The 24588-nt window shown below is 61.1% G+C and carries 15 protein-coding genes; 11 read left to right on the top strand and 4 right to left on the bottom strand.

Annotation, left to right across the window (positions count from 1 at the left end):
* The first annotated feature begins 262 nt into the window (after positions 1–262).
* The 3 genes from GGU46_RS05050 to GGU46_RS05040 all read left to right on the top strand — a co-directional run bounded on the left by GGU46_RS05050 (position 263) and on the right by GGU46_RS05040 (position 4758).
* Entirely contained in the window at positions 263–1903 is a 1641-nt protein-coding gene (locus tag GGU46_RS05050; RefSeq protein ID WP_246398725.1) for a bifunctional GNAT family N-acetyltransferase/carbon-nitrogen hydrolase family protein, read from the top strand.
* 245 nt (positions 1904–2148) lie between these two features.
* Complete coding sequence (locus GGU46_RS05045) at positions 2149–4158, top strand: DUF4394 domain-containing protein (protein WP_183402431.1); 2010 nt, start codon at positions 2149–2151, stop codon at positions 4156–4158.
* 165 nt (positions 4159–4323) lie between these two features.
* Positions 4324–4758: an RDD family protein gene (locus GGU46_RS05040; RefSeq protein WP_183402430.1), complete on the top strand. Its 435-nt coding sequence runs from the start codon at positions 4324–4326 to the stop codon at positions 4756–4758.
* Between the two features lie 90 nt (positions 4759–4848).
* On the opposite strand, the gene GGU46_RS05035 is transcribed toward GGU46_RS05040, so the two are convergent.
* Positions 4849–5580 (bottom strand): RDD family protein, encoded by a 732-nt coding sequence (locus GGU46_RS05035; RefSeq protein ID WP_183402429.1) that lies wholly within the window; start codon positions 5578–5580, stop codon positions 4849–4851.
* A 169-nt stretch (positions 5581–5749) separates the two neighbouring features.
* On the opposite strand from GGU46_RS05035, the gene GGU46_RS05030 reads away from it, so the two are divergent.
* The 8 genes from GGU46_RS05030 (at position 5750) to GGU46_RS04995 (ending at position 15590) form a co-directional block, all read left to right on the top strand.
* On the top strand, positions 5750–6697 hold the full coding sequence (locus GGU46_RS05030; protein WP_183402428.1) for a stage II sporulation protein M: 948 nt from the start codon (positions 5750–5752) through the stop codon (positions 6695–6697).
* 41 nt (positions 6698–6738) lie between these two features.
* Positions 6739–7644, top strand: a complete 906-nt coding sequence (locus tag GGU46_RS05025) for a YciC family protein (protein WP_183402427.1) — start codon at positions 6739–6741, stop codon at positions 7642–7644.
* A gap of 116 nt (positions 7645–7760) precedes the next feature.
* Positions 7761–8570 (top strand): DUF4129 domain-containing protein, encoded by an 810-nt coding sequence (locus tag GGU46_RS05020; RefSeq protein ID WP_183402426.1) that lies wholly within the window; start codon positions 7761–7763, stop codon positions 8568–8570.
* A 12-nt stretch (positions 8571–8582) separates the two neighbouring features.
* Positions 8583–10052, top strand: a complete 1470-nt coding sequence (locus GGU46_RS05015) for a DUF4350 domain-containing protein (RefSeq protein ID WP_183402425.1) — start codon at positions 8583–8585, stop codon at positions 10050–10052.
* Positions 10053–10258: 206 nt separating this feature from the next.
* On the top strand, positions 10259–11260 hold the full coding sequence (locus tag GGU46_RS05010; RefSeq protein WP_246398727.1) for an AAA family ATPase: 1002 nt from the start codon (positions 10259–10261) through the stop codon (positions 11258–11260).
* Positions 11261–11815, top strand: a complete 555-nt coding sequence (locus tag GGU46_RS05005) for an NADAR family protein (protein ID WP_183402424.1) — start codon at positions 11261–11263, stop codon at positions 11813–11815. It abuts the gene before it with no gap.
* Positions 11812–13167 (top strand): DUF58 domain-containing protein, encoded by a 1356-nt coding sequence (locus GGU46_RS05000; RefSeq protein WP_183402423.1) that lies wholly within the window; start codon positions 11812–11814, stop codon positions 13165–13167. Before GGU46_RS05005 ends, GGU46_RS05000 begins: the two co-directional genes overlap by 4 nt.
* A 314-nt stretch (positions 13168–13481) precedes the next feature.
* Complete coding sequence (locus tag GGU46_RS04995) at positions 13482–15590, top strand: beta-N-acetylhexosaminidase (RefSeq protein ID WP_183402422.1); 2109 nt, start codon at positions 13482–13484, stop codon at positions 15588–15590.
* Between the two features lie 79 nt (positions 15591–15669).
* On the opposite strand, the gene GGU46_RS04990 is transcribed toward GGU46_RS04995, so the two are convergent.
* The 3 genes from GGU46_RS04990 to GGU46_RS04980 form a co-directional block, all read right to left on the bottom strand.
* A complete protein-coding gene (locus GGU46_RS04990) occupies positions 15670–16608 on the bottom strand; it encodes a hypothetical protein (RefSeq protein ID WP_183402421.1) in 939 nt (312 codons plus the stop codon).
* Between the two features lie 172 nt (positions 16609–16780).
* Complete coding sequence (locus tag GGU46_RS04985) at positions 16781–20626, bottom strand: hypothetical protein (protein WP_183402420.1); 3846 nt, start codon at positions 20624–20626, stop codon at positions 16781–16783.
* Positions 20627–20810: 184 nt separating this feature from the next.
* Entirely contained in the window at positions 20811–24554 is a 3744-nt protein-coding gene (locus GGU46_RS04980) for a sensor histidine kinase (protein ID WP_183402419.1), read from the bottom strand.
* Positions 24555–24588: the final 34 nt, after the last annotated feature.

Raw genomic sequence — 24588 nt, 5'->3', positions numbered from 1 at the left:
GCAGGTAGCGCAGTGATATCAGGCATGGCAGGGACGGCCTCAGCTGGGCCAACGGCAGCTCGAAGCTAGTATATTTCCTAGCTTACGCTTGATCTTTTCGCCGCCGAAGTTGTTACGCAGCCGTAAGACCAAGCAGCAAACCGCTACGGGCGGTACCTTTGCGGCTGCATTTCTCCCGACAATTTCCTCTGACAGCTATATGGCAACGAGTTCTAACGGCAAGGCTGGTGGCAGCCACGCTAAAAAACAAACCTTACCCGGCATGCCCCAGAACCCGGAGCTGCTGACCCCCACGGCCATTCCGGCTCACAAGCTGGTATTGCGCACCCTGCGCCGCAACGACTTCAAGGCTGTGAAGGAAATCATGGATAAGGTGTACTCCAACATGGAGGGCTCCTGGTCCCACGAGGAGTACAACGCCCTGTTGAAAAAATTTCCCGAGGGCCAGATCTGCATCGAGGACAACGGGCAGATAGTGGCCGCGGCCCTAGCCATCATCGTGCAGTACTCCGACTTCGGCGACCGGCACACCTACGCCAAAATCACCGGCCACGGCAAGTTCAACACCCACAACCCCGACGGCGACACGCTCTACGGCGTAGATGTCTTCGTGGACCCCGAGTACCGCTCCCTGCGCCTGGGCCGCCGCCTCTACGACGCCCGCAAAGAGTTGTGCGAAAACCTGAACCTGCGGGCCATGGTAGCCGGTGGCCGCATTCCGGGCTACAACCAATACGCCAACGAGATGACGCCGGCCAAGTACGTGGAAATGGTGCGGGCCAAGGAAATTACCGACCCCATTCTCACCTTCCAGCTCGCCAACGAGTTTCACGTCCGCAAGATCATCCGCGGCTACCTGCCCTACGACTCCGAGTCGAAGGCCTACGCTACCCTGCTGGAGTGGATCAATGTGTACTACGATGAAGACGCGGGCAAGCTCATCGGCAACCAGAAATCGAACGTACGCATTGGCATTGTGCAGTGGCAGATGCGAGCCACCAAAAACCTCGACGACTTCTTCCAGCAAATGGAGTTTTTCGTGGACACCGTGTCGGGCTACAAGGCCGACTGTGTGCTGTTCCCGGAGTTCTTCAACGCGCCCATGATGGCGCTTACCAACGAGGAGTCGCCCTCGGTGGCCATACGCTCCATGGCGGCTTACACCGAGCCCATCAAAACCAAGATGATGGAGCTGGCCGTGAGCTACAACATCAATGTTATTGCGGGCTCCATGCCGCTCTACGATGATGGCAAGCTCTACAACGTGAGCTACCTCTGCCGCCGCGACGGGACCGTGGACGAGCAGTACAAGCTGCACGTTACGCCCGACGAGGCTAGCTACTGGGGCATGCGCGGCGGCGACAAACTCCGCTGTTTCGATACGGACTTCGGTAAAATCGGCATCCTGATCTGCTACGACGTGGAGTTCCCGGAGCTCTCCCGCATGCTGTCGGATGAGGGCATGAAGATTCTGTTCGTACCCTTCTGGACCGACACCAAGAACGCCTACCAGCGCGTGCGCCTCTGCGCCCAGGCCCGGGCCATCGAAAATGAGTGCTACGTGGCCATTACCGGCTCGGTGGGCAACCTGCCCCGTGTCGAGAACATGGACATTCAGTACTCGCAGAGTGCCGTGTTCAGCCCCTCGGACTTTGCCTTCCCCCACGACGCCATCGTGGCTGAGGCTACCCCCAACACGGAGATGACCCTGATTGCCGATCTCGACCTGGACCTGCTCAAGGACCTGAACACCAGCGGGGCCGTGCGCAACCTCCGCGACCGGCGCAAGGACCTGTACTCGCTGAGCTGGAAGAAAACCGAGCGGGACGACGAGCTGCTGGCCCAGGGCGAGGAGCGGGTGCAGAAAAGTGCCAGCCGCCGCAAAGCGGTAGCCGCGGGGTAACCCTACCCCCCCTTGCTGTACTTTCAACGGCCTGTCGAGCGTGCTCGGCAGGCCGTTTTTGCGCTGTACTGAAGTATAGTTTTTTGGCCTTGAGCTTCTAAACTAGCCGTTTTAGCTGAATAGCATTAAAAGTACATTAATTACCACCGAAGTAAAAGCCAACTCGCGCCCTATCTCGTATCTACCACAGCCTATATAGGCCAACCACCTTAATCTGTCCATCATTCACTAACTCTACGTATTCCATGTTCACACATTCTACTCGCCGGAAGGCAGCCCGTCGGGGCGGCTTCCTGATGGGCGCTTTGGCCCTGGCCGCTACCATCGGCTCCGCGCAAGCCCAAACGGTGTACGGCTTATCCGCCACCCTCAATCCCGCAGTAGTTAACCTGGTGTCGTTTGACGTGGCTACGCCGGGTACGTTTACGGCCACGGTGCCGATTACCGGCTTTACCGCCGGCCAAACCATTGTGGGAATTGACTTCCGGCCTAACACAGGCGAGTTGTTCGCGCTAGGCTATACCCCTACCGGTACGCAGGCACAGCTGTACACCATCAACCGCACCACCGGGGTAGTAACGACCGTAGGCGCTGCCCTGACCCTGAACCTGGGCACGGACCTTACCCGCATCGGCTTCGACTTCAACCCGACGGTGGACCGCATCCGGGTTACGGCCGGCAACCGCACCAACTACCGCCTGAACCCCAACAACGGGGCTTTGGCCGCTACGGACGGGCAGCTCACCTACGCCACCGGCGACGCCAATGCGGCCCAAACTCCTGGGGTAGGCTCTTCGGCTTATACCAACAGCTACATTGGGGCTACGGGTACTACCCTCTACAACCTGGATGAGGCCAACAGTCGCCTCGTAACTCAGCTGCCGCCGAATGATGGCACGCTCAACACGGTTGGTACTGCGGGGCTGGGCGTGACTATCAGTGGGGCCAATCAGGTATCAGACCTCGATATCTACTTTAATCCTACTACCAATACCAACACGGCTTACCTGACGGTAGCCACCGTAAGCGGCCCCACGGCCGCCTCTACCACTTTGTATACGGTGAACCTGACCACGGGCGCCGCTACGTCGGTGGGTACCCTTGGCGCGGGCGGTCTGACGGCCGTGACGGACTTAGCTTTTCAGATCAACCGCCCGGCTACCCTGCCGGCCGTAACGGGCCAGTTGGCCTACGCGCTGGCGGGCACCAACCTGCTTACGTTTGATACCGCCACCCCCGGCACCATTCGGACTTCGGTGGGTATCACGGGGGTAGCAACAACGCAGACGATTGTAGGCATGGACGTGCGCCCGCTCAACAATGCGCTATACGCCCTGGGCTACGATGCCGCGGCCCAAACCGGCCAGCTTTATACTATCAACGCCAACACGGGGGCGGCCACGGCCCTGGGCGGAACGCTGGCTTTGCCGCTGGGTTCAGGCAGCGTGGCCTTCGACTTCAACCCCAGTGCGGACCGCATCCGGATTGAGGGTGTAAACCGGGCCAACTTCCGGATTAACCCCAACGACCTGTCGGCGGCTCCCATAGTAGATGGCACGATTACCTACGCCACCGGCGACGCCAACGCCAGCGCTACCCCGGCCATTGGCTCGGTGGCTTACACCAATAGCTACCCCGGCCCGGCCGGCACCACGGCGGCGCCCCGCACCACGGCCCTCTTCGGCTACGATGAGGCCCTGAACGTATTGGTGCGCCAGGATGCCAACGCGGGCACGCTGACGACCATTGGCGCCTCCACGGTTACGGTAACGCCCGGGGCCAACCTCGACATGGACATTTTTAGCACGGCTGAAAATACCAATACGGCCTACCTGGTGGCTACCTCGGGCAGCTCGCTCAACTCCAGCCTCTACTCCCTGAACCTGACCACCGGTGCCGCCACGGCCCGCATGATGATTGGCAACGGCATTACCGTCCGCGACATTGCCATTGCGGGCGCCGCGGGCGTAACCACCGGCATCCGTCGGCAGGAGGTAGCCACCGGCTTCGTGCTCTACCCCAACCCCGTTACGGCCAACTCGCAGCTTAGCTTCCGCCTGCCCCGCACCGGCCAGGCCGAGCTGATCCTGACCGACGCCCTGGGCCGCACCGTGGAACGCCAGACGGCTGGTACGTTGGCAGCGGGCGCCCACACGCTCAACTGGCAACCTGCTAACCGCCGCGCGGGCATCTACTTCCTGCGCCTGACGGTTGATGGCGAATCAGCGGGTACGCAGCGAATTGTAGTGCAATAACTCAGAAGCTGATACCCAGCTCAGGCACAGCCGGCCCGGAATACTCCGGGCCGGCTTTTTTTATGGGTAGCGCAGCCGGCCGAGTAGTGCAAGTGCCATAGAAATAGTCCATCTTTAGTACGCCGCTGGCACGGGGCCGGCAGCGTTTACTTTTTTATTCTATTGATGGAAACTGCTACCCTCGATGCTGCTTACGAAACCCAGCCTACGCTGATCCGGGCCGGGCAAGGCCGCCGCTTGGTGAATCTGCTGATTGACTACCTGGCCATTTTCAGTATGTTTTTCGTGCTGGGAATTGTGATGGGCTTAGCCGGCCAGAACGAGTTACTGGAGAAAATGACCGATGGACTGATGGGCCAACTGTTATTTATACTTTTTTCGCTGGCGTACTACACCGTGATGGAGGGCCTGTTTGGGCGCACCCTAGGCAAGATGCTCACCCGTACCCGCGTGGTTACCGACGAAGGCACCCATCCTTCCTTCGGTACTATCCTCAAGCGCAGCCTCTGGCGCTTCATTCCCTTCGATGCGCTATCCTTTCTTGGCAACGCCTACGGCTGGCACGACTCACGCTCCGATACGATGGTTGTGCGCGGTTGATGTGTTAGCACAACTTTTCCGCGGGCATACCAAACGCCCCGGCCACGAAGGTGGTCGGGGCGTTTGGTATCTAACAGACAGGTGGCCAGCTTATGCGTAGGGGCTTTCCTGCGCGGCGAGGTGCGCATGGTCGCGCAGCACGGTGCGCAGAAAGGCCTCATCGGGCAAATCGGTCTGGATGCCGGTGAGGGTTTTTACTTTGACTGCCAACTCATGGAGCAGCACGAAATTGCCGTTGGCTATTCCCTTTTGCAGCAGCTGCCGAATGGTGGCCACATCGTGGTCGGCCAGGCGGCTGGCTTCGGGAAAAACCACCACGTAGCCGGCGTCCGTGAGGGTAGGCGCCAGTGCGCCCGCTGCCTGCCGGGGCTTGGTGCTTACTACGGCCGTACCGGCGGCCATATCGCCCAGGCGCTGCCCTTTGCCGTTGGCCAGTATCACCACCAAGGCAATCAGGCCGCTCATAATCCCAGTGTCCACAATGCGCAGAATCCAGCGGATCAGGTAGTCGCCGAAGCGCGGCGGGGTGCCATCCAGGCGGATAACCTTGATGTTGCACGCCTTTTTGCCCGGACTCTGCCCATTGAGAAACACTTCGCAGAGCAAGTGGTAGAAAATATATGGCAGACCGGCCAGCACGACCAGGCCAATCACCATGGGGGTATCATCGGCCCCCAGCCACCCCAGAAGCAACAGAACGGCGCCTACCCAGGCAATCAGAATGACATTATCGAGAATAGCCGCCACTACCCGGTTGCCCGCGCTGGCAACCTCGTACTCGAGCGTGACGTTTTGCGTGGTCTGGACGCGGATAGTGCTCATGGCAGGAGAAAGGGGGTAGCGGAAATAAGTAGGCCGAAGAATACGCAATGGCACCGAAAATTTGTTAATCTTCGCAAGCCAGGGCGCCAGCGCAAATTACACGCTGTCCCGGCAAGTTCAGCCCCTGCTTTTAAGATTTCTATCCGCGCCGCTCCGGCCTTTTATCCCCATGCGCGAAGCCGTATTCCTCCGTCAGAACGAAGCACGCTGGAAGCAGTACGAGCAGCGCGCTACCGGCCCCGAAGAGCTGGCTGCCCGCTTTGTGGCCCTCACCGATGATCTGGCCTACGCCCAGACCTTTTACCCCGGTTCCCCAACCACCCACTACCTCAACGACCTGACCGCCCGCCAGCACCAGGCCCTGTACAAGAACAAGCACGAATCGACGGGCCGCTTTGCTGACTTCTGGCGCCGCGAGCTGCCCTTGCTGGTTGCCCGGCACCACCGCACCCTGGCCTGGTCGCTGGTGCTATTCACGCTGTTCACGGCCATCGGGGCCCTGTCGGCGGCCTACGATGACAGCTTCGTGCGGGTAGTGCTCGGCGACGCCTACGTAAACCGCACGCTGGAAAACATTGAGCGCGGCGACCCGATGGCCGTGTACAAGAGCAGCAGCGAAACCCCCATGTTTCTGTTTATCACCCTCAACAACATCTACGTGTCGTTGGTGGCGTATGCCCTGGGGGCTACGCTGGGGCTGGGCACCGTCTGGGCGTTGTTCCGCAACGGGGTGATGCTGGGCTCGTTTCAATACTTCTTCTACCAGAAAAACCTGCTGCTGCCTTCTGTCCTCACCATCTGGATTCATGGCACCCTGGAAATATCGGCTATCGTACTGGCGGGCGGGGCCGGCCTGGTAATGGCGCGGGGCATGTTGTTTCCGGGTACTTACTCCCGCACCGAGTCGTTTCGGCAGGCCGCCCGCGATGGGTTGAAGCTGGCCGTCGGGCTGGTTCCCATCTTTGTTACCGCCGGGTTTCTGGAGGGCTTCGTAACGCGCCACACTGAAATGCCGCTGGTGCTGAGCCTGTTGATTATCGGCTCTTCGGCGGCCTTCATCATCTGGTACTTTATTCTGTACCCGCGCCGCTTGGCGGCCCGCTCTCGCCCTAGCTAGCCCACGCGGTTTTTCTGCGGAAGGCGTCTTACTTACTTTGTATGCAACAGAAGTTTACCCAAGCATCCGACTTCCGGCAGGAGCGGGACTTTGGTCAGAAAATCAGCGCCACATTTGAATTTCTGGGGGCGCATTGGCGGGCGCTGGGTAAGTGCTTAGCGTATTACGTGCTACCCGCTACGCTGCTGACGGGCCTGGCGGTTGGCATCTTGCAGACCCAGACCAACTGGGGCAACCTCACTGAGGATATACGCTACGGCAACAGCATTTCCTCCTCGGGAAGCCTCTGGCTGTCTTTACTGGCCCAGCTTATTACGCACGCGCTGCTGGGGGCTACGCTGTATGGCTACGTACGAACTCGCATGGAGCTGCCCGAAAATCAGGTGGTTACGCCGGCCCTCGTGGGCCAGCAGATTCGGCAGGCGGCACCCCGGCTGCTAGCACTCAGCCTGCTCATGACGTTGATTGTCATATTCGGCTTTTTTCTGCTGGCCATTCCCGGCTTTTACCTGGGGGTAGCACTTAGCTTGGCCTGGCCCGTGCTGGTTTTCGAAGAAGCCGGCCTGGGCCAGAGTATGCGCCGGAGCATTCACCTGACCGGGGGCCACTGGTGGGCTACCCTGGGCCTGATTCTAGTCGTGTTTATTCTGATTTCCCTACTGGGCATCGTCTTTCAGATTCCGCAGTACGCCGCTATGATCGGGCGGGTGCTACACTGGTCCTTCCTTACCTCCGACCCGGTTTTGATTTCGGCCGGAGTGCTTTCCTCCATTGGCCAAACGCTGCTCTACATTCCGCTGGAGCTGGCGCTGGCCTTTCAGTACTTCAACCTGGTAGAAAAGAAGGAGGGGTTGGGACTGCGGCAGCTGATTGACAGGCTGGGGTCTGCCCCCGCTCCCACCGCCCAAAATGCAGCCTTCCGCCCTGATGATGACGGGGAGTATTAGCCGGCTGCTCAGCTTTTTCTGGTTACTTGTGCCTTAATTTTCCGCTACGAGCAAGACCCGTGACTGGTAATTACCGGCCGGTAAATTGCTGCAGCTCTTATTGTTCGCCTGTGCTCTTGATTCGTCTTTTGTTTTGTGGTCCGTTAGCCCGGACCGGGCGCGGCAGGCTGGCGGCGGGCCTGCTGGTGCTGGGGCTGCTGGGGGCGGGCGGGAGCCCACAACCGGCAGCAGCGGCCTCGCGGCCCACGGCAGCGGCCGATTCAGTGCCTCGCCTGGCCCCTGACCGCACCGCCGCGCTACGCCTGCGCCGCCCCCAGCCGGACCGCTTGCGCGAGCTACGCCAACAGCGCGATTTTCAGTACGTAGAAGTAAAAAGCGAGCTGAGCGCCTGGGACTTGTTCTGGGCCCGCTTCTGGCGCTGGGTGGCCGAGGCTCTCGAAACTCCTTCGGGCCGGGTGGCTTGGGAATACGGGGTGTATGTCTTTCTGGTACTGGCGCTGGGCTTTGCGGCCCTGAAGCTGATGCAGGTAGATCTGACCCGGGCTTTTGGGCGGGCCCCACGCCGCGCCGCCCTCAACTACGACACTGAAACGGAGGACCTGCATGCGCTGGACCTGGAAACCCAGCTGACGGAGGCCGAGCAGCAGCGCAACTACCGCCTGGCCGTGCGCTTGGGCTACCTGAGCGTGCTGCGGCAACTCTCCGACAAAGGCCTGATCCGGTGGCAGCCCGACAAAACCAACCACGACTACCTGTATGAGCTACCCACCGGCCCGCTGCCCGAGGCCTTCCGGGAGCTTACCCGCCAGTTTGAGTACGTGTGGTATGGCGAGCAGGATGATTTGACGGCCGAGGATTACGAGCGGGTGCGCACCACCCGGCAGGCTTTTCAGCGTCGTCTTGTCCCTACCCGGCACGCCGCCTAATTCTTATTCGCTATGACAACTTTTCGGTGGTACCTATTGGGGTTGGCGGCCTTGTTCGGGGCTTATGTGGCCGTGGAATACTACCGCCCCAAAGCCGTTAGCTGGACTCCTACCCTCGAGAACGACGATAAGATTCCCTACGGTACCTACGTGCTGTATGACGTGTTGCCCGCGCTGGCAGGCGTGGAGCGCAGCGCCGTGCGCACCGTGCGGGTGCCCGTATACAGCCAGATTGAGGGAGTGGATGAGGACGTAGCCCAGGAGGCCGATACAACCACTGTAACGTCTGCTGATGAAACCCCGCCGCCGGCCCTGGCCGATTCAGCAGAGTGGGCAGCTACTCAGAAAACGCGCGCGGCCGAAGCCCCAGCAGCTCCCGCGCCTGCTCCGCCTGCCGATGCCGATGATGAAGACTATGCCGCTGGGTTGGCGGCGGGCGGCTACCAGCCGGCTACCTACCTGTTCATTACCCACAACTTCGAGCTGACCCCGCTGGATTGCCGCTCCCTGCTCCGCCACGTAGCGCGCGGCAACGATGTAATGGTGGCAGCCTCCAACTTCGATTCCTTTTTTGCCGATACGCTGGGCTTTCGCACCCAGGAGCACATAGCACCTGTTCGGTGGAAGAAAAAGCCGTCGGCATCCGCTGACGACAGCGCCGGCCTGAATCTGTCCCGGCCGAACCTGGGTGCTGACTCCGTGCGGCTGCGTTTCGTGAACCCGGCCCTGGCCCGGCAGGCCGGTAGCCACCACTTTGCCCTCCCTGCCCTGGCGGCCACCAACCGCCTGGTGCCTACCCGGGCGCTGGCGGCCAAGGCCACTCAGGTAGCTACTGATGAGCAGGGCCGAACGGTACTCCTACGCGTGCCCCACGGCCGCGGACACTTCTACATCTGCTCCGTCCCGCTGGCTTTCTCCAACTATTTTGTGCTGCAACCGCAAACCAGCAACTTTGCTTTCGCGGCGCTTTCTTACCTCCCTACCGGCCGCACCATCTGGTGGGATGAGTACCAGAAACAGGGTCGCCGCGGCGAGCAGTCGTTGCTACGGGTGCTACTGGAGCACGAGGCGTTACGCACGGCCGTGTATCTGGCGATGGCAGCGGCGGTGCTCTTCGTCCTGTTTGAGGCCCGGCGCCGCCAGCGGATTATTCCGGTGCTGAAGCCCTTGCCCAATACTACTCTGCTGTTTACCCGCACCGTGGCCGGCCTGTACCGGCAAGGCGGTAGCCATACGCTTATCGCGGAAAAGAAAGTAGGTCTGTTTCTGGAATACCTGCGCACACGCTACCACGAGCCGGCCCTCGACCTTACCGACGAGGCCACGCGTGAGCGGCTGGCGCAGAAATCGGGCGTAGCCCGGGCCGATGTGGATTCCTTGGTGCGTCGGATCAATTTTCTGCTGACCGCACCTCAGGTATCCGATGCGGAACTCTTGGCCTTGAACAAGGCCATTAACCAATTCCGACACCAAGCTGCCTAAAGTTGTACTTATTGGTAAAATATAAATTTAACGCTTTATAACTATTCTAATAATACATCTGAACACTATAAATACACTTTTTGCCTATATATATAAAGTATATAATGTAACATAAGCTTTTTCTCTTGTCTTGACTTTGCTGAAATATGGAAAATAATTCGAGTTCTACCCCGGCTGACTTCCCGGAAGCAACCTCTCCCGCCGAAATGCCAGTTGCACCTGAATCCGGCAACGCAGCCACTGGCTTTGCGCCCCGTACCGACCTGAGCCACCTGAGCCGCCACGCCGAGGCCATTCGGCAGGAGCTGGGCAAGGTGATTGTGGGGCAGCAGGCCCTGGCCGAGCTGCTGCTTACGGCCTTACTAGCCGATGGCCACGTACTGTTGGAGGGCGTGCCGGGGGTAGCCAAAACGCTCACCGCCAAGCTGCTGGCCCGCACCCTGAGCGTGCCCTTCAGCCGCCTGCAGTTTACCCCCGACCTGATGCCTTCCGATGTGCTGGGCACCTCGGTTTTCCGGCCCAACAAAGCAGAATTTGAGTTCCGGCCCGGGCCCATTTTCGCCAGCATTGTCCTGATTGACGAAATCAACCGGGCTCCGGCCAAAACCCAATCGGCGCTGTTTGAGGTGATGGAGGAACGCCAGGTAACCCAGGACGGCACCCGCTACCCCATGCCGGCGCCCTTCATTGTGCTGGCCACCCAGAACCCCGTGGAGCAGGAAGGCACCTATCGCCTCCCGGAAGCCCAACTCGACCGATTCCTGTTTAAGCTGAACGTGGGCTACCCCACTGTGGAAGAGGAAGTTGCTATTCTGCAGGGCCACCACGCGGGCTTCGGCGGCACGCCGCTGGATGCCGTGCGGGCCGTGGTGTCGGCCGAGGACCTGCAGAAGCTGCGGGAGCAGGTACGCCGCCAGCACGTAGAGCCCAAGCTGCTGGAATACATCGCCCGCCTTGTGGGCCAGACACGCGCCCACAAGGGCCTGTACCTGGGGGCTTCTCCGCGGGCTTCGCTGGCCCTGCTCAACGGCGCCAAAGCCCTGGCCGCCCTCCGGGGCCGCGACTTCGTGACGCCCGAAGATGTGCAGTACCTGGCCCCTATGGTGCTGCGCCACCGCATCCAGCTCACGCCGGAGCGCGAAATGGAAGGCGGCACCCCCGACGACGTGGTAAAGCAGATTCTGCAGCAGATTGAGGTGCCTCGGTAAATGCGCTACTCTACTCCCTGGCTCCTGGAACAGCTAGCCCAAGGCCACCGAATCAAGTACCTACTCTTTTGGGGGCACCAACCAGCCAAAGACGGGCAGATCACCAAAACCTGCTTTAGCCAATGGTGGCTAGCCGATTTTGTAGTTGACGGCTGCACCTACCATTCGGCCGAACAATGGATGATGGCCGAAAAAGCCCGGCTGTTTGCCGATGAGCACACGCTAACCCGAATTCTAGCGGCTAAGAGCCCGGCGGAAGCTAAAAAGCTAGGCAGGGAGATAAAAGGGTTTGTGCCAGCCCTCTGGGATGAGCATAAATACGCTATTGTGGTAACAGGCAACCGACATAAATTCGGCCAGAATCAGCCGTTGGCCGACTTTTTACTTTCTACCAAGGATCGGGTGTTGGTTGAAGCCAGCCCGGTGGATGCTATCTGGGGCATAGGCCTAGCCGCCGACCATCCGGAAGCAGAAAACCCAGCCAAATGGCACGGAGAGAACCTGCTGGGCTTCGCGCTTATGGAGGTGAGGGATGAATTAGCTGGTCTCTTATGAAATCCTTCTTTCTTACGCGCCGCTTTTTTCTGGTTATCGTGGCCCTGCTGGCAGGGCTGGTGGTGGCCTTTTTCCTACCCGGCTGGCTGGCTCCGGTGCAGCTGGCCCTCGGGCTGCTGCTGGTGCTGACGGTGCTGGACGCGGTGCTGCTGTACGCCCCTGTGCGGGAGGGGGCAGGCGGGGTGTTTGGGCGGCGGGTGCTGGGCGACAAGCTGGCCAACGGCTCCGACAACGACATTGCCATCTACCTCGAAAACCACTACCGCTTCCCCATCAGCACGGAAACCATTGACGAGATACCGCACCAGTTTCAGCGCCGCGACGTGCTGTTCCGGGCGGCCATCAAGCCTGGCGAAACCAACATTATCCGCTACCAGCTGCGCCCCACCAAGCGCGGCGAGTATGAGTTTGGGGCCGTGAACGTGTACGTGGCCTCGCCCCTGGGTTTGGTGCGGCGCCGGTTTCGGTTCGATGACAGCCGCGTAGTGCCGGTGTACCCCTCGTTTCTGCAGATGCGCCAGTACGAGCTGCTGGCGATTCATAACCGCCTCACCGAGGCCGGGGTGAAGCGCATCCGGCGGGTAGGCCACAGCATGGAGTTCGAGCAGATCCGGCCCTACGTGCCCGGCGACGACCCGCGGGCCATCAACTGGAAAGCCACTGCCCGCCGTGCCACTACCCCCGAAGCCGCTGACGCCCTCGTGGTTAACCACTACCAGGACGAGCGCGCTCAACAGGTGTACTGCCTCATTGACAAAGGCCGGGTGATGCGCATGCCGTTCGAGGGGCTGAGCCTACTGGATTACGCCATCAACGCCACGCTGGTGGTAAGCAACATTGCCCTGCTCAAGCACGACAAAGCAGGCTTGCTCACCTTTTCGCACCAGCCCGGCGCCATTGTGCCCGCCGACCGCCGCAGCGGCCAGCTGCGCAAGCTGCTGGAGGTGCTCTACCGCCAGAAAATCAAGTACCTCGAAACCGATTACGAGCGGCTCTACATTTCCGTGCGTACCAACATCCGGCAGCGCAGCCTGCTGATTCTGTTTACCAACTTCGAGACGCTGTACGGCATGCAGCGCCAGCTGCCCTACCTGCGCCGCATGGCCAAAGACCACCTGCTGCTGGTTGTGTTCTTCGAAAATACGGAACTGCGTACTTACCTCGATGGACCCGCCGACTCCACCCAGGACGTGTACAACCAAACCGTGGCGGAGAAATTCGCGCAGGAAAAGCGGCAGATTGTGCGGGAGCTGAACCGCTACGGCATCCATGCCCTGCTGACCGCCCCCCAAAACCTGACGGTAAACACCATCAATAAGTACCTGGAGTTCAAAGCCCGCGGGCTGATATAAGAAACTACGGGCGTGTCATGGCGAGGAGGCACGACGACGCCATGACACGCCCGTAGTTTCTTCTGTGACAAGTTCTATAACGTGACAAGCCCTTGACGCTCGCACAGTCGTCAAGGGCTTGTCACGTTTCAGGGGGTAGCACAGTGGTCAGGACGGATGGCTTCGCGCTGCTCGCCATGACAGTCTTCAAGGGCTTGTTGCGTTTCGGGGGGTAGGGAACTGGTAGGGCAGGGTGGCATCGGGGTCCTCGCCACAACGATTGTTACTTCTGGCGCGGGGCTTGCTACCTTCGCTTCTCTGCCTACTTCCTTTCCATGATGCGCCCTTTCCTGTTCTTGCTGCTGCTGCTGGCTGGCCCGCTGGCCGCCCAAACCACCCCCGACACGCGGATGCTGCTGCCCGTGCCCACCCAGGCCACCTGGGGCCAGAGCCGCTTCACCGTCAAGCCCGATCTGTCGTGGCAGGTGTTTACGCCCACCCAAACGGCCGCCAGCCAGGCCGCCGATTCGGCGGTGGCGCAGGCGGTAGAGCAGCTGGTGCTGCCGGCCCTGTTGCCCGGCCGGACGGGGGTAGGCCCCTCACGTAGGCAAACCTCCCCCATGCCCACGGCCAGCATGGTACTGCAGTACGGCCGGCCGGGCGAGCTGCTGAAGCTGGGCGAAGACGAGTCGTACACCCTGCGCGTGACGCCCATGGGCGTGGCCCTGAACGCCCCTACCCACCTGGGCATTCTGCGTGGCCTGGCCACACTGCGCCAGCTGGCTACCCCCGAGAAAAAGACGGTATGGCTGCCCGAAGTTGACGTGGTGGACGCCCCGCGCTTCCCGTGGCGCGGACTGCTCATGGACCCGGCCCGCCACTTTATGCCCGTTTCGGTGATTAAGCGCAACCTGGATGGCATGTGGGCCACCAAGTTCAACGTGATGCACTGGCACTTGGCCGATGACCAGGGCTTTCGGGTGGAAAGCAAGCTGTTTCCGCGCCTACACACTGTGGGCGGCGAAGGGCAGTTCTACACCCAGCAGCAGGTGCGCGACGTGATTCAGTATGCGGCCCGGCGCGGTATTCGGGTAGTGCCCGAGCTGGACATGCCCGGCCACGCCACGGCCTGGCTGGCCGCCTACCCCCGCCTGGCTCCCAATGACTCTATTTATGGCGTGGCGCGCAAATGGGGCGTGCTCAACATTGCCCTGGACCCTTCCCGCGAAACCACCTACACGCTGATTGATTCGCTGCTAAGCGAAATGACCGGCCTGTTTCCGGACCCGTACTTCCACATCGGGGGTGATGAAAACGACGGCCGCCAGTGGAAGCGCAATCCGCGTATTGCGGCCTTCATGAAGCAGCAGGGCTTTGTCAATGCCAAGGGCCAGCCCGATAGCCACGCCCTGCAGAGCTACTTCAGCCGCCGGGTACTGCAGATGCTGACGCGCTACCAGAAAAAGATGGTGGGCTGGGACGAAATTCTGGGCCCCGACCTGCCCAAGGATGCCGTCGTTCAGAGCTGGCGCGGTAAGAAAGGCCTCTACGAGGCCGCCAAGGCCGGCCACGCGACCCTGCTTTCCAACGGCTACTACATCGACCTGAACCTGACCGCCGCCTCGCATTACCTGCCCGACCCCCTACCCCAGGACGCGCCCCTAACCCCGGAGCAGCAGAAGCTGGTGCTGGGCGGCGAAGCCACCATGTGGAGCGAGTTTGCCGATTCCGTCATCGTGGATTCGCGCATCTGGCCCCGGGCCGCCGCCGTGGCCGAGCGCCTCTGGAGCGCCGGCACCGTCCGCGACGTGCCCGATATGTACCGCCGCCTGGCCCTGGTCAGTAAGCAGCTAGAAACGCTGGACCTGCGCCACCGCCGCGCCCCCGAGCAGCTCCTGACCCAGCTGGCCGGCGGCCGGCAAACGGCCGTAGCGCCGCTGCGCACCCTGGCCCAGGTGCTGGAGCCCGTGAAAGAGTACAAGCGCCATTTCCAAGGGTTCAAATACACCACCCAAACCCCGCTCAACCGTTTGGTTGACGCCGCGCCCTCGGAGTCGGAAGAGGCCCGGCAGTTTGGCGTGGCCGTGGATGGGCTGCTGGCCTACCGCCGCACGGCCGCGGGCAACAACCTGCAGGGCCAGCCGGGCAAGGCGCTGGTGGCCTACCTCACCAATGAGCTGGAATACTGGCAGGCCAACGACGCGCTGGTGCAACCAATACTCAAGCAAAACCCTAGCCTCCAGGAGTACGCCCCCCACTCCGTTCGCCTGAAAACCGTGGCTACCCTAGGTCTGGAGCGCCTCCGGCTGCTGGAGAAAGGCCAGGCCCCTACCCCCGCCTGGCAGGCCAACGCCCTCAAACAGCTGGATGCTGCCAAAGCCCCGGCCGGCCAAACCGAGCTGGCCGTAGTGCCCGCCATCCGGCGGCTGGTGGAGGCGAAGTAGATGAATGAGTAAGCAAAAAAGAGCAGCTGGCGTACCGGCTGCTCTTTTTTGCTTACTCATTCATCTACTTAAACATAATCTAGTTACTCAGCTTCGTGATGCGGGTAACCTTGAAAAAGGTGTTGGCCGCACTGTTTTGGGGAATGCCGAAGTAGTGGTTGTACTTGCCGGACACCAGGCCTACCCCTGGCTTGAACTGAATATCAACGGAGCCATAATCTCTCAACGGACCATCCGCAATCAGGGGTTCCAGCGACCAGAACGTGTAAATGCCATTGCGCACTTCCTCCAGCAATAGGCTTGTTCCCAATTCCGCCTCCACGGACGGAAAAGAGTCTTTCGCGCTGACTTGCCCGGCCTGCCTGAAATCGGCGCGGGTGAAGGGGCGCGCCTGCACGTTGATGGTGATGTTGTTGCCGGCTGTGGGCCAGTACGTGGGCCGGTTGCGCAGCAGAAAGTATTCGGTTAGCACTACGTTGGGCGTCGTCCAGACCTGTCCGTCGCGCTCCACCAGTGGCTTCACGTCGGTGCGCCGGGTAAGCTGATTGTACAAATGCGTCCGCTGGATTTCGTAGGCGTACACCCGGGCGTAGCAGTCATCCAGGAGCCGGGCGACGCTCAGGCGGCGCACCGCCGCCAGCGTATCGGGGCGAACCGGCTCCCAGGTTACACGGCCGGTTTCCTTATCGGGCAGAATGGCCATAGCAATCAACAGCTCGTCTTCCAGCAGGGCTTCCGATGACCTCTCTTGCGGCGGCTGGGCCTCTACTACCTGGCGCGGAACCAGCAAATTCAGCAGCTCCAGCTGCTGGGGCTGGCCCTTGCTTACCCGCTGGGTTTGCACCCAATGCAGGGGCAGGTTATTGATTGCTCTCCCCGATAGATCCACGTACAGGAAGTCGTTGGCGTAGGGCAGTTGCCCCTTGCCCTCGGGAACCTGACCATAAGCGGTGCCGGATGCTAACCCACAGTTGGCTAAAAAACTTATGAGCAGCAGGAAATATCGACGTCTTACCACAAGAATGTTTAGGGTGTGAACTGTATGCAAAAGCAATAACCTACTGAGTACCGCGAAGCATTTCTAGCTAATCATTTGGGGTAGCAGTAAAGCGGTAGATGTGTTATCATTTCTGCACGGTGGCTTGATGGGTTGTTGAACGCATAAGCATTGCATTAAATTAACAACCTCCCTAAAACAGCACCGATACCTGCATGCGGCCGGTGTGTACGGCGCCCAGGCCGTTGGCTTTGCGGCCGTCGTAGGCCAGCGTGACGTTGAGGCCGTTGCTGAGGCGCTGCTCCAGGTTTAGATTCCAGGTAAAGTTGCTGCCGGGGCGCAGGGCATTCAGAATCTCCAGCCCCACCAACGAGCCCTGGTCGCCGGTGAAGCCCACGCGCACGTAGCGGGTAGTAGCCGAAAGGGTACGCTTGCCCACCTGGCTGACGCGGGTTTCCACGCCCAGCTCATCAAACGTACCCTCGGCATCTTCGTCGGGGCCGGCGGTGTTTTGCTTGGAAGTGCGCAGGTAGGTGCCCGTGAGGCGCAGCACGTTGGAAGGCTGGTAGCTGATTTCCGGCGCCAGTTCGTACTGCAGCACCCGAAAGTTGCGCGTTATCAGGTAGTTCGACAGGTTTTCGCGGATGCTGCGGGTAGCCGTGAAGCGCCCCGTAAACGTCTGCGCCAATGTGCGGCGCAACAGCAGGCTCTGGCTGGCCAGGTTGCGCGTATCGGAGCCCTGGGTCAGGAGCACTTTCTGCTGGGTTTGCTGCACCGTAAACTCGGCCCCGAAGATGGGGTTAGACCGGTTGAAATAGAGCGTGTTACGCAGCAGCTTATTCAAACTCAGCAGCAAGGAATCGGCGGTCTGGAAGGCAAACGGGTTCAGGCGCGAGGACAGCGTGTTCTCGGTGGTGCGGCGGTCCAGGGTAACCGTGCTCAGGGCCGAGAAGCGCCCTACAAAGCCCCGCAGACCCGGCAGCTCCCGCCAGCCGCGCGGGGCACTGGTGGTCAGGCGGTAGCTGAAGCGGTTGGTGAAGGCCGGAATGTAGTCGTCGGTGGGCAGAAACACCTTGATGTGGGTGCGGTACTGCGCGTCGGGGGTTTGGGCCTCGAAAAACTCGTCTTTGTCCTGCCGGCCGTTGGTATTAGCGTCGCCGCCGTAGTAGTGCGTGCCCTGGCCGTTGGGTACCGGCAGAAACGTGTAGTCGCGCCGCAGCTCCCGGCCCGTGGCCACGGCGTAGCTGAGCTCGGACCGCAGCAGCTGCTGGAAAAAGCTGGCGTTCCAGTCGAGCTTGCCTAGCACCGTGCGCTGCCGCGCCGAGTCGCGGGCGGCCAGGTCGCGGTAGGTAGCCAGCACAGCCAGGTCCTGGGTGGCGCTGAGGCGGGAAGTGAGGCTGCCCTGCCAGGTTTGGGCGCGGCCCCGCTCCTGCAGGCGGGTTTGCTCGGGGTTGGGCGCCTGGTCGCGGCGGTAGCTGTAATCCAGCCGGAAGCGGGTGCGGGCCGAGTCGCGGCTTTGCACGAACAGGGCGTGCTCATCGAAGTAGTTAGCCGAGGTCAGGGAGTCGCCGGCGGGCCGGGCCACCCGGTTTTTGTCGAAGCGGTAGGCGTAGCCGGGCACCACGGGGCCACCCACGTAACGGGCCGTAGCCTCGCCCCGCGCCCAGCGCGACTGTCGGCGGCCGGCTTCCGAGTTTAGCAGAAACAGATTGCCGCGCAGCTGCACCGGCCCCACCTGCCGGGCCGCATCTACCCAGTGCTGCACCCCGCTTACCTCGCCGGCCCGGTAGCGCCGGCTCAGGCGGTAGCCTACGGCGTTGTCGGCATCCTTCACTACCCCCACCGAGGCATTGAGAATGTTGTCTTCGCGGGGTTGCTGATTGTTGGTAATAAGCGTGTTCGAGGTGCTCCAGTTCCGGTCAAACTCAATGTCGCGGTACCGGTCGATGGGCGCAAAGCGGCGGCTGGTGTACTCGTAGTCGAGGGCGCTGCGCAGCTTGTAGCCCCGCAGGCCCGGCAGGCGCACCGGCCGGTCCTGCACCACGTAACCTACCCGCATGGCCCGCCCCTGCGCTGCCTCCGGCGAAAACCGGTTCAGATCGAGGGTGGAAGCCGCCAGGTCCACGAACACCGTCGCCGTGGAATCGAGCTGGTAGCTGGTCCCAACGGTCATCAGCTGCTTTTGCAGGGGCGTGGGCAACACCCGGATGGGCTCATAGGCACCCCGGCCCCGTCCCACAAACTGATAAACGCGGCCGTTGGCGCGGGCATCTTCGGGGCTGGTGCCCAGGTTATAGCTGCCCTGCCCGGCTCCTACGTTGGTAAAGCGCACGTTGTACACGGCCCGCGTAGTGTCCCGGGGCGGATACACAAATACGGTTACCGGCTGCTGGGTGGTGGGGTCGAGCTGGGTTTCCTGGCGGTACTGCACCTGCTGGCGGTCGTAGGCCACGGTATCCACGCCGGGTACAATGGCCTGACTCACGTTGTCACCAATGGAGCGCAGCAGCCGCTTCTCCGATTCCTTCAGGCTGAGATTGGGCGAGTTATCCGGGTTGTCGGATTCGCGGTAGAAGTTGGCGTGCACCTGCAGGCGCCCCAGCTGCTGGTAGTGGCTGGCTTGCAGCAGCGAGCGGGCGTAGTTGAAGTCGGAGTACTCGAAATCGACCTTGATGCGGGAGTTGCGGGTAATCAGGTGGCGGGGCGAAAACGTCAGCTCGGCCTGGTTGTAGTCGATAACATAATCGAAATCGAACCCGCGCACCAACAGGCGCCCATCCAGGTACACCCGCTCGGAGTTGGCCAGAATGATGATGAACTGCTCACCGTTGGGCCCGCGCAGGCGGTAGGGCCCCTGCACGTTTTCCAGGGGCGCAATATCGATGCTGGCAAACTTGCCCTTGGCTACCCCGGCCGCCACGGAGGTGGTAGCAAACGCTTCACCCGGCTTAAACGACAACAGACCGCCGCGCCGCAATCCGCTAGCGCCAGTTGTCACCGTCTGGCTCACGCCGTTCGGCCCTACCCCGTTGGGCGTAACGCCAATGGGGCTATTCGGGCTGGTGGGCAGACCGTTTTGGGTGGCGCCCGAGCCGGCGGGTGGGGGCACGGTAGGCGGCACCGTCACGAAGGTGCCGGTGCTGGTGCCCGCGGCATTAGGATACTGAAACAGCTGCGGATTGCTCACGCCCGGCCCCACGCCGCCCCCGAACCCACCCACGGGCAACTGCCCGAAGTTGGTTTCCAGGGCCGCCCCCTGAATGTTCTTGTAGAACCGCAGAAAGTAATCGGGCTTGTTGCGCAGCACCACGTCGCCGGCCGTCAGGTTCCAGCGGGGGTGCGTCAGGGTAATGTAGATGCGGTCAAACTCCTGCAGCTGCTGGGTATTGCCCTCGGGCTGGAAGGGCACGTTCTGGTCGGAAATGGCGGCTGTCAGGTTAATCTGGTCCGTCAGGCGGCCTTCCAGCTGCAGGTTCAGCGAGGAGTTGACGAACACGTTCTGGGCATTGCCAAACGACACGCCCCGCGAGAGATTACCAGTTTTATTGATGCCCGGTGTGCTCAGGATCTGCTCTTTCACGGCAAAGTCCTGCAGCCCCAGCTCCGAGGGGCGCCGCCAGAACTGCACGCTGTCCATTTGTCGGGCCGGGCGCAGGTAGCGGGCCGCCGCCAGCTGCACCGGCAGCACCCGGTAGCATACCAACACCGAGTCGGGACCACCGGGCAGCACAATATCGGGCCGGCCAGCCTCGGGCGCCGGGAAGCGGGTAGCGGGCCGCACGAAGCGGTACTGATCGGTGGTGGGGTCGTAGGCTACCGAGCGGCCATCAATGCTCACCGAAGTAGGTACTACGGTCAGGGAATCGCGCAGCCGGAACTCGGTAGTATCCCGGTTGGGCAGCAGCCGTACCCAGGTGCAGCGGCGGGTAGTGGGTGGCGCATCGGCCCGCTGCTGGGCGCGGGCCGTTCCGGTCATCGTCAGCAGCCCCGCCAGCAGCACCCAAAAGCGCAGGAAAAAAGGCGTAGAGCTGCTGATCATTCAGTAAAAATACGAAGCCGGAAAGCCAGGGCCACCATAACGCCGGAGCCGCCTGAATTCGTGCCACTCGCCGCCCCGGCCGGTTGACGGCGGCGCACCGGAACAGTCCTCCCCCCGCCACCCTGCCAAACCTTACGGGGCAAGCGGCCCGGACGCAAACCGGTCCGGCGGTCCTGACAGGTTCTTACCCGGCCAGAGGTAGCTCGATGCAGAAAGACGTTCCTTTTCCTTCTTCCGTCTCGAACCAGATGCGCCCGCCGGCGCTTTCAATGCCGCGCCGGGCTACGGCCAGGCCAATGCCCGAGCCCTTTTCCTTGGTGGTGAAGTTGGGCACGAATACTTTGTCCTGTACCTCCGGCGGAATGCCCGTGCCGTTATCCTGAATGCAAATGCGGACCCGGTCGTCGGGCCGGGCTTCCAGCCGGGCCTCTACCTCAGGCACCCGACCCGGTGGAATGGCCTGCAGGGCATTAATCAGCAGATTGTTGAAGGTGCGCACCAGCAGACTTTCGTCGGCGAATACTACATAGCGGCCGGTTTCGGCATCGTCGGGCAGCACCAGCCGGATGCCGGCCCCGCTTGCCCCACCCTGGTGCAGCCCCACGCACCGCCGCAGAATGGGCGCTACGTCGAGGCGCTCGGGGCGCATGGCAGGCAGGTTGGTGAAGTTGCTGAAGGAAGTGGCAATGTCGGTCAGTACGTCAATTTGGGTAATGAGCGTCTGCGACACTTTGTTCATCAGCTCATCCAGGTTGGGGCGCCGGTCCTGAATAGCGCGCTGCAGAAACTGCAGACTCAGCTTCATGGGCGTCAGCGGGTTCTTGATTTCGTGGGCCACCTGCCGGGCCATTTCGCGCCAGGCCGCCTCCTTTTCCTGGGTAGCCAGCTCCTGCTTGCTTTCCTCCAGCTTCAGCAGCATCTGGTTGTACTCGCGCACCAGCAGTCCAATTTCGTCTTCCGACTCGTAAGCCAGCATTTCGTTCTGGCCCGTTAGGGTAGTCTGTCGCAGCTTTTCAGTGATGAGCTTGAGGGGCTGGGTCAGGATGCGGGAAGCCAGGAAGGTCAGCGCCAGAAACAGGATGAACATCACCGTGAAGATGTTCAGGATGGTCGATACCAGCTCCGTCAGCTTGTTATCCAGGTCTTTTTCCGAGTCGAAGAAGGGAATACCCACGTAGCCCAGCACCGCCCCCGGCCGCCCCGATTGCACCACCCCGGCTGCCCGCAGCGGCAGATACAGCGCGTTGAAGGAAAGCGTGCCGGCCCGCTCCGTGAGCAGCACCCGCGGCTGGCCGCCTTCTTTCAGGGCCGAAACCGCCTGGGGGTTCATGAGGGAGCTGAGCAGGTTAGCCTCGAAAATGGAGGGCTGGCTGCTAACCAGCAGCTCGCCCTGGGCATCGTAGAGGTTGAGGTCGGTTTCGGTGAGGGCGGCCACGTTTTCGGCCAGGTCTACAAGGTAGGGGCGGTTGCCGGGGTCCGTGAGCAGGTCGCGGTTTTTCAGCAGATTTTCCTGCACTGCCTGCCCCCGGCGCTGGTAGGTGCGCAGCAAATCGTGTTTGTAGGCATTGGTAACCTGGCTGGCAATGGCCACGCTCACCACAATGAGGGGCACCAGAATGCCAAAGTTGAGGAACAGCTGAATTTTGGTGCTGAAGTTGGTGCGTAACACCTCCCGATACTGCCCCCGGGCCAGCAAAAAGGCTCCCATCAGCAGCAGCCAGCAGAAGCTGTGGGCCAGAAACAAAAAGGAGAAGTTGGCCAGCCAGTCGGAGAAAGAGTAGGTAGCCGTGGTAACAACCACCATGCGGCCCGACGCATCCGTTGCCTTCACGGCCAGGTGGTGGTAGCCCTCCAGCGCCACGCCGGTGCTGTAGAGATGGGCATCACGAAAGAGACTGGCCGGCAATCGATTGACGTAGTCGAAATCCCCTTCGCTATATACCAGCTGCCCCTTCTGGTAGCCGCCGTAGCTGAGCTCCGTCCCCAGCCGGGGCTGAAAAAACTTCTGGTCAACCAGCAGCTCAGGCACCACACTATTAGCTGTTAGCTTCTTCAAGGATAGCTCCAGCACAATGGTACTGGGGCCTTCCTCTACCTCGGGGGTGGGGGTAGGCACCGGAAAAAAGGCTACGTACCGGCGCGAGTTGAACAGGTTGCTCCCGTCCCGGATCAGGAAGATGTTGGGATGGTCGGTGGGGGTAGCGTTCTGCAGCAGAAAGCTGCGGGTTTGCTCCAGCGACCCACCCACGGCCACACCCCGGCCAGCCGGATTAAACACGATAACGCGCACTTCATACTTATTGAAGTAATCGCGCAGGTAGTACTTAACCACCTTCTGCCGGATTAGATCCAGGTTGACGAACGGGCTGGCCAGTAGGGTCCGCAGCACCGGGTCGCGCGCCATTTCTTGTCCTCGCTCCACCAGCAGGTACTCGCCCTGCAGGTCGTTATCCGTGAGTAGGTTGCTGGCTACATTCTGCTTGTTTACCTGCAGCTGCCGGTTAAAGTCTTCGTACAAAGCCAGGGCGCCTACGGCCGAGCTCACGCCCAGCATCAGGAAAATAAATAGGTACACCTGATAGGGCAGTACCACGCCGCTCGACTTCAGCCCGGTCAGGCGTAGCACAAAGAAAAACAGCAGCGTAATACCCAGAATAGTGGCATGTACCTGCCCTACCCCTACCCCCGTACCCAGGAACACCACGGCACTAGCCATCAGTAGTACCAGACCCGCATTGCGCGTAGAAGGCCGGACGATGCCCGTAAACAGCTGCGACAGAATGTAAAAGCTCACAAGGTAGCTACCGGTATGCAGCACAATGGCTACCACCAGTAGCACCTTGAACAGGTTGACTTGGATATCCTGCGTGATATCGAGGATGAGCTGGGAATTACTGAAGCTGCTGGCGTAAAAATCGAAGAGCATTTCCAGCAGTCCGTAAAACGTCAGTACCGTAACCGCTCCCAGGGCCACTCGCTGCGGCACCCCGCGCACGCGCTGCGTGAAGCGCAGCACCCCGTAGCGCCGAAACAGCAGCAGCACGTAGTAGGAGGCCACCACAAACAGGCCCGCGTTCAGCAGCAGGTCGCCGAGGGAGGGCGAAAACCAGGAGGCCGCGTACACCCGCGGGTCAAACAAACGAATCTCCAAAAAGGAAAACGGCAGCCCAAAGTACAGCATCACGGCCCGCAGGCCACCCAGCGGCACTACTATGGCCAAAGCACCCGCCCAGGCCGGGCCCTGCCTAAACTGCTGGCGGGCTACGCACGCCCACGCCGCAATATAAAACCCCACCCCCAGCAGCAACAGCAACAAGGGCAGGTACTTGCCCGTGATAGGGTCCGCCTGCAGACTCTCAATGGAAAACAGGTAGTTGCCTTCGTTTGAAACCAGCCGGGGCCGGGTGGAGGCCGCTTTGTCCACTACCAGTCGTACGTTCTGCCCCTGAAAAATGCCCTGCCCGTTGCCTTCGCGCAGATAACGGTTGCTGATGCCATAGCTGATTTCCAGCGGAATGTACGTCAGCACCACGTAGGGAGCCTCAGTATGGCGCAGCACCAGAAACTTGCCGAAACGGGTTTCCAGCAACCGCTCGTGGTAGCGCTGGGTGGCCTGCTCAGGATCGGGCCGCACGCTGTGGCTGGACCAGTACACCAGCTGGTCGCCCCGAAAGATGAAGGTAGGAAATGTGGTGTGACTGGCCAGGTTCTGAAAGCTAACCCGCCGGGTGGCCAGTCGCTGCAGCACGTCCGTTGATTCCCGCTCGCCCGTTAGCTCGGCCTCCATCAGCAACTCCTGCAGCCGGGTAGCCGATGTTTGCAGGGCTACCTCCGGATTCTGACTATACCGGTTGCTGAGATACGCGCCGCCAAAGCAGAGCAGCGCCAACGCAAGCAGCCAGACCGGAGGATAACGAAAGGATTTCAAAAGGCAGGAAAATAGTAGAATCGGGTTAGTGCAA

Source organism: Hymenobacter latericoloratus (assembly GCF_014199535.1).
Lineage (GTDB): Bacteria > Bacteroidota > Bacteroidia > Cytophagales > Hymenobacteraceae > Hymenobacter > Hymenobacter latericoloratus.
This window is presented reverse-complemented; position numbering and strand designations above follow the sequence as displayed.

Excerpts from the sequence above, each read along its gene's own strand:
- GGU46_RS05050 (WP_246398725.1), top strand. The coding sequence starts at position 263 with ATGCCCCAGAACCCGGAGCTGCTGACCCCCACGGCCATTCCGGCTCAC.
- GGU46_RS05045 (WP_183402431.1), top strand. The coding sequence starts at position 2,149 with ATGTTCACACATTCTACTCGCCGGAAGGCAGCCCGTCGGGGCGGCTTC.
- GGU46_RS05040 (WP_183402430.1), top strand. The coding sequence starts at position 4,324 with ATGGAAACTGCTACCCTCGATGCTGCTTACGAAACCCAGCCTACGCTG.
- GGU46_RS05035 (WP_183402429.1), bottom strand. The coding sequence starts at position 5,580 with ATGAGCACTATCCGCGTCCAGACCACGCAAAACGTCACGCTCGAGTAC.
- GGU46_RS05030 (WP_183402428.1), top strand. The coding sequence starts at position 5,750 with ATGCGCGAAGCCGTATTCCTCCGTCAGAACGAAGCACGCTGGAAGCAG.
- GGU46_RS05025 (WP_183402427.1), top strand. The coding sequence starts at position 6,739 with ATGCAACAGAAGTTTACCCAAGCATCCGACTTCCGGCAGGAGCGGGAC.
- GGU46_RS05015 (WP_183402425.1), top strand. The coding sequence starts at position 8,583 with ATGACAACTTTTCGGTGGTACCTATTGGGGTTGGCGGCCTTGTTCGGG.
- GGU46_RS05010 (WP_246398727.1), top strand. The coding sequence starts at position 10,259 with ATGCCAGTTGCACCTGAATCCGGCAACGCAGCCACTGGCTTTGCGCCC.
- GGU46_RS05005 (WP_183402424.1), top strand. The coding sequence starts at position 11,261 with ATGCGCTACTCTACTCCCTGGCTCCTGGAACAGCTAGCCCAAGGCCAC.
- GGU46_RS05000 (WP_183402423.1), top strand. The coding sequence starts at position 11,812 with ATGAAATCCTTCTTTCTTACGCGCCGCTTTTTTCTGGTTATCGTGGCC.
- GGU46_RS04995 (WP_183402422.1), top strand. The coding sequence starts at position 13,482 with ATGATGCGCCCTTTCCTGTTCTTGCTGCTGCTGCTGGCTGGCCCGCTG.
- GGU46_RS04985 (WP_183402420.1), bottom strand. The coding sequence starts at position 20,626 with ATGATCAGCAGCTCTACGCCTTTTTTCCTGCGCTTTTGGGTGCTGCTG.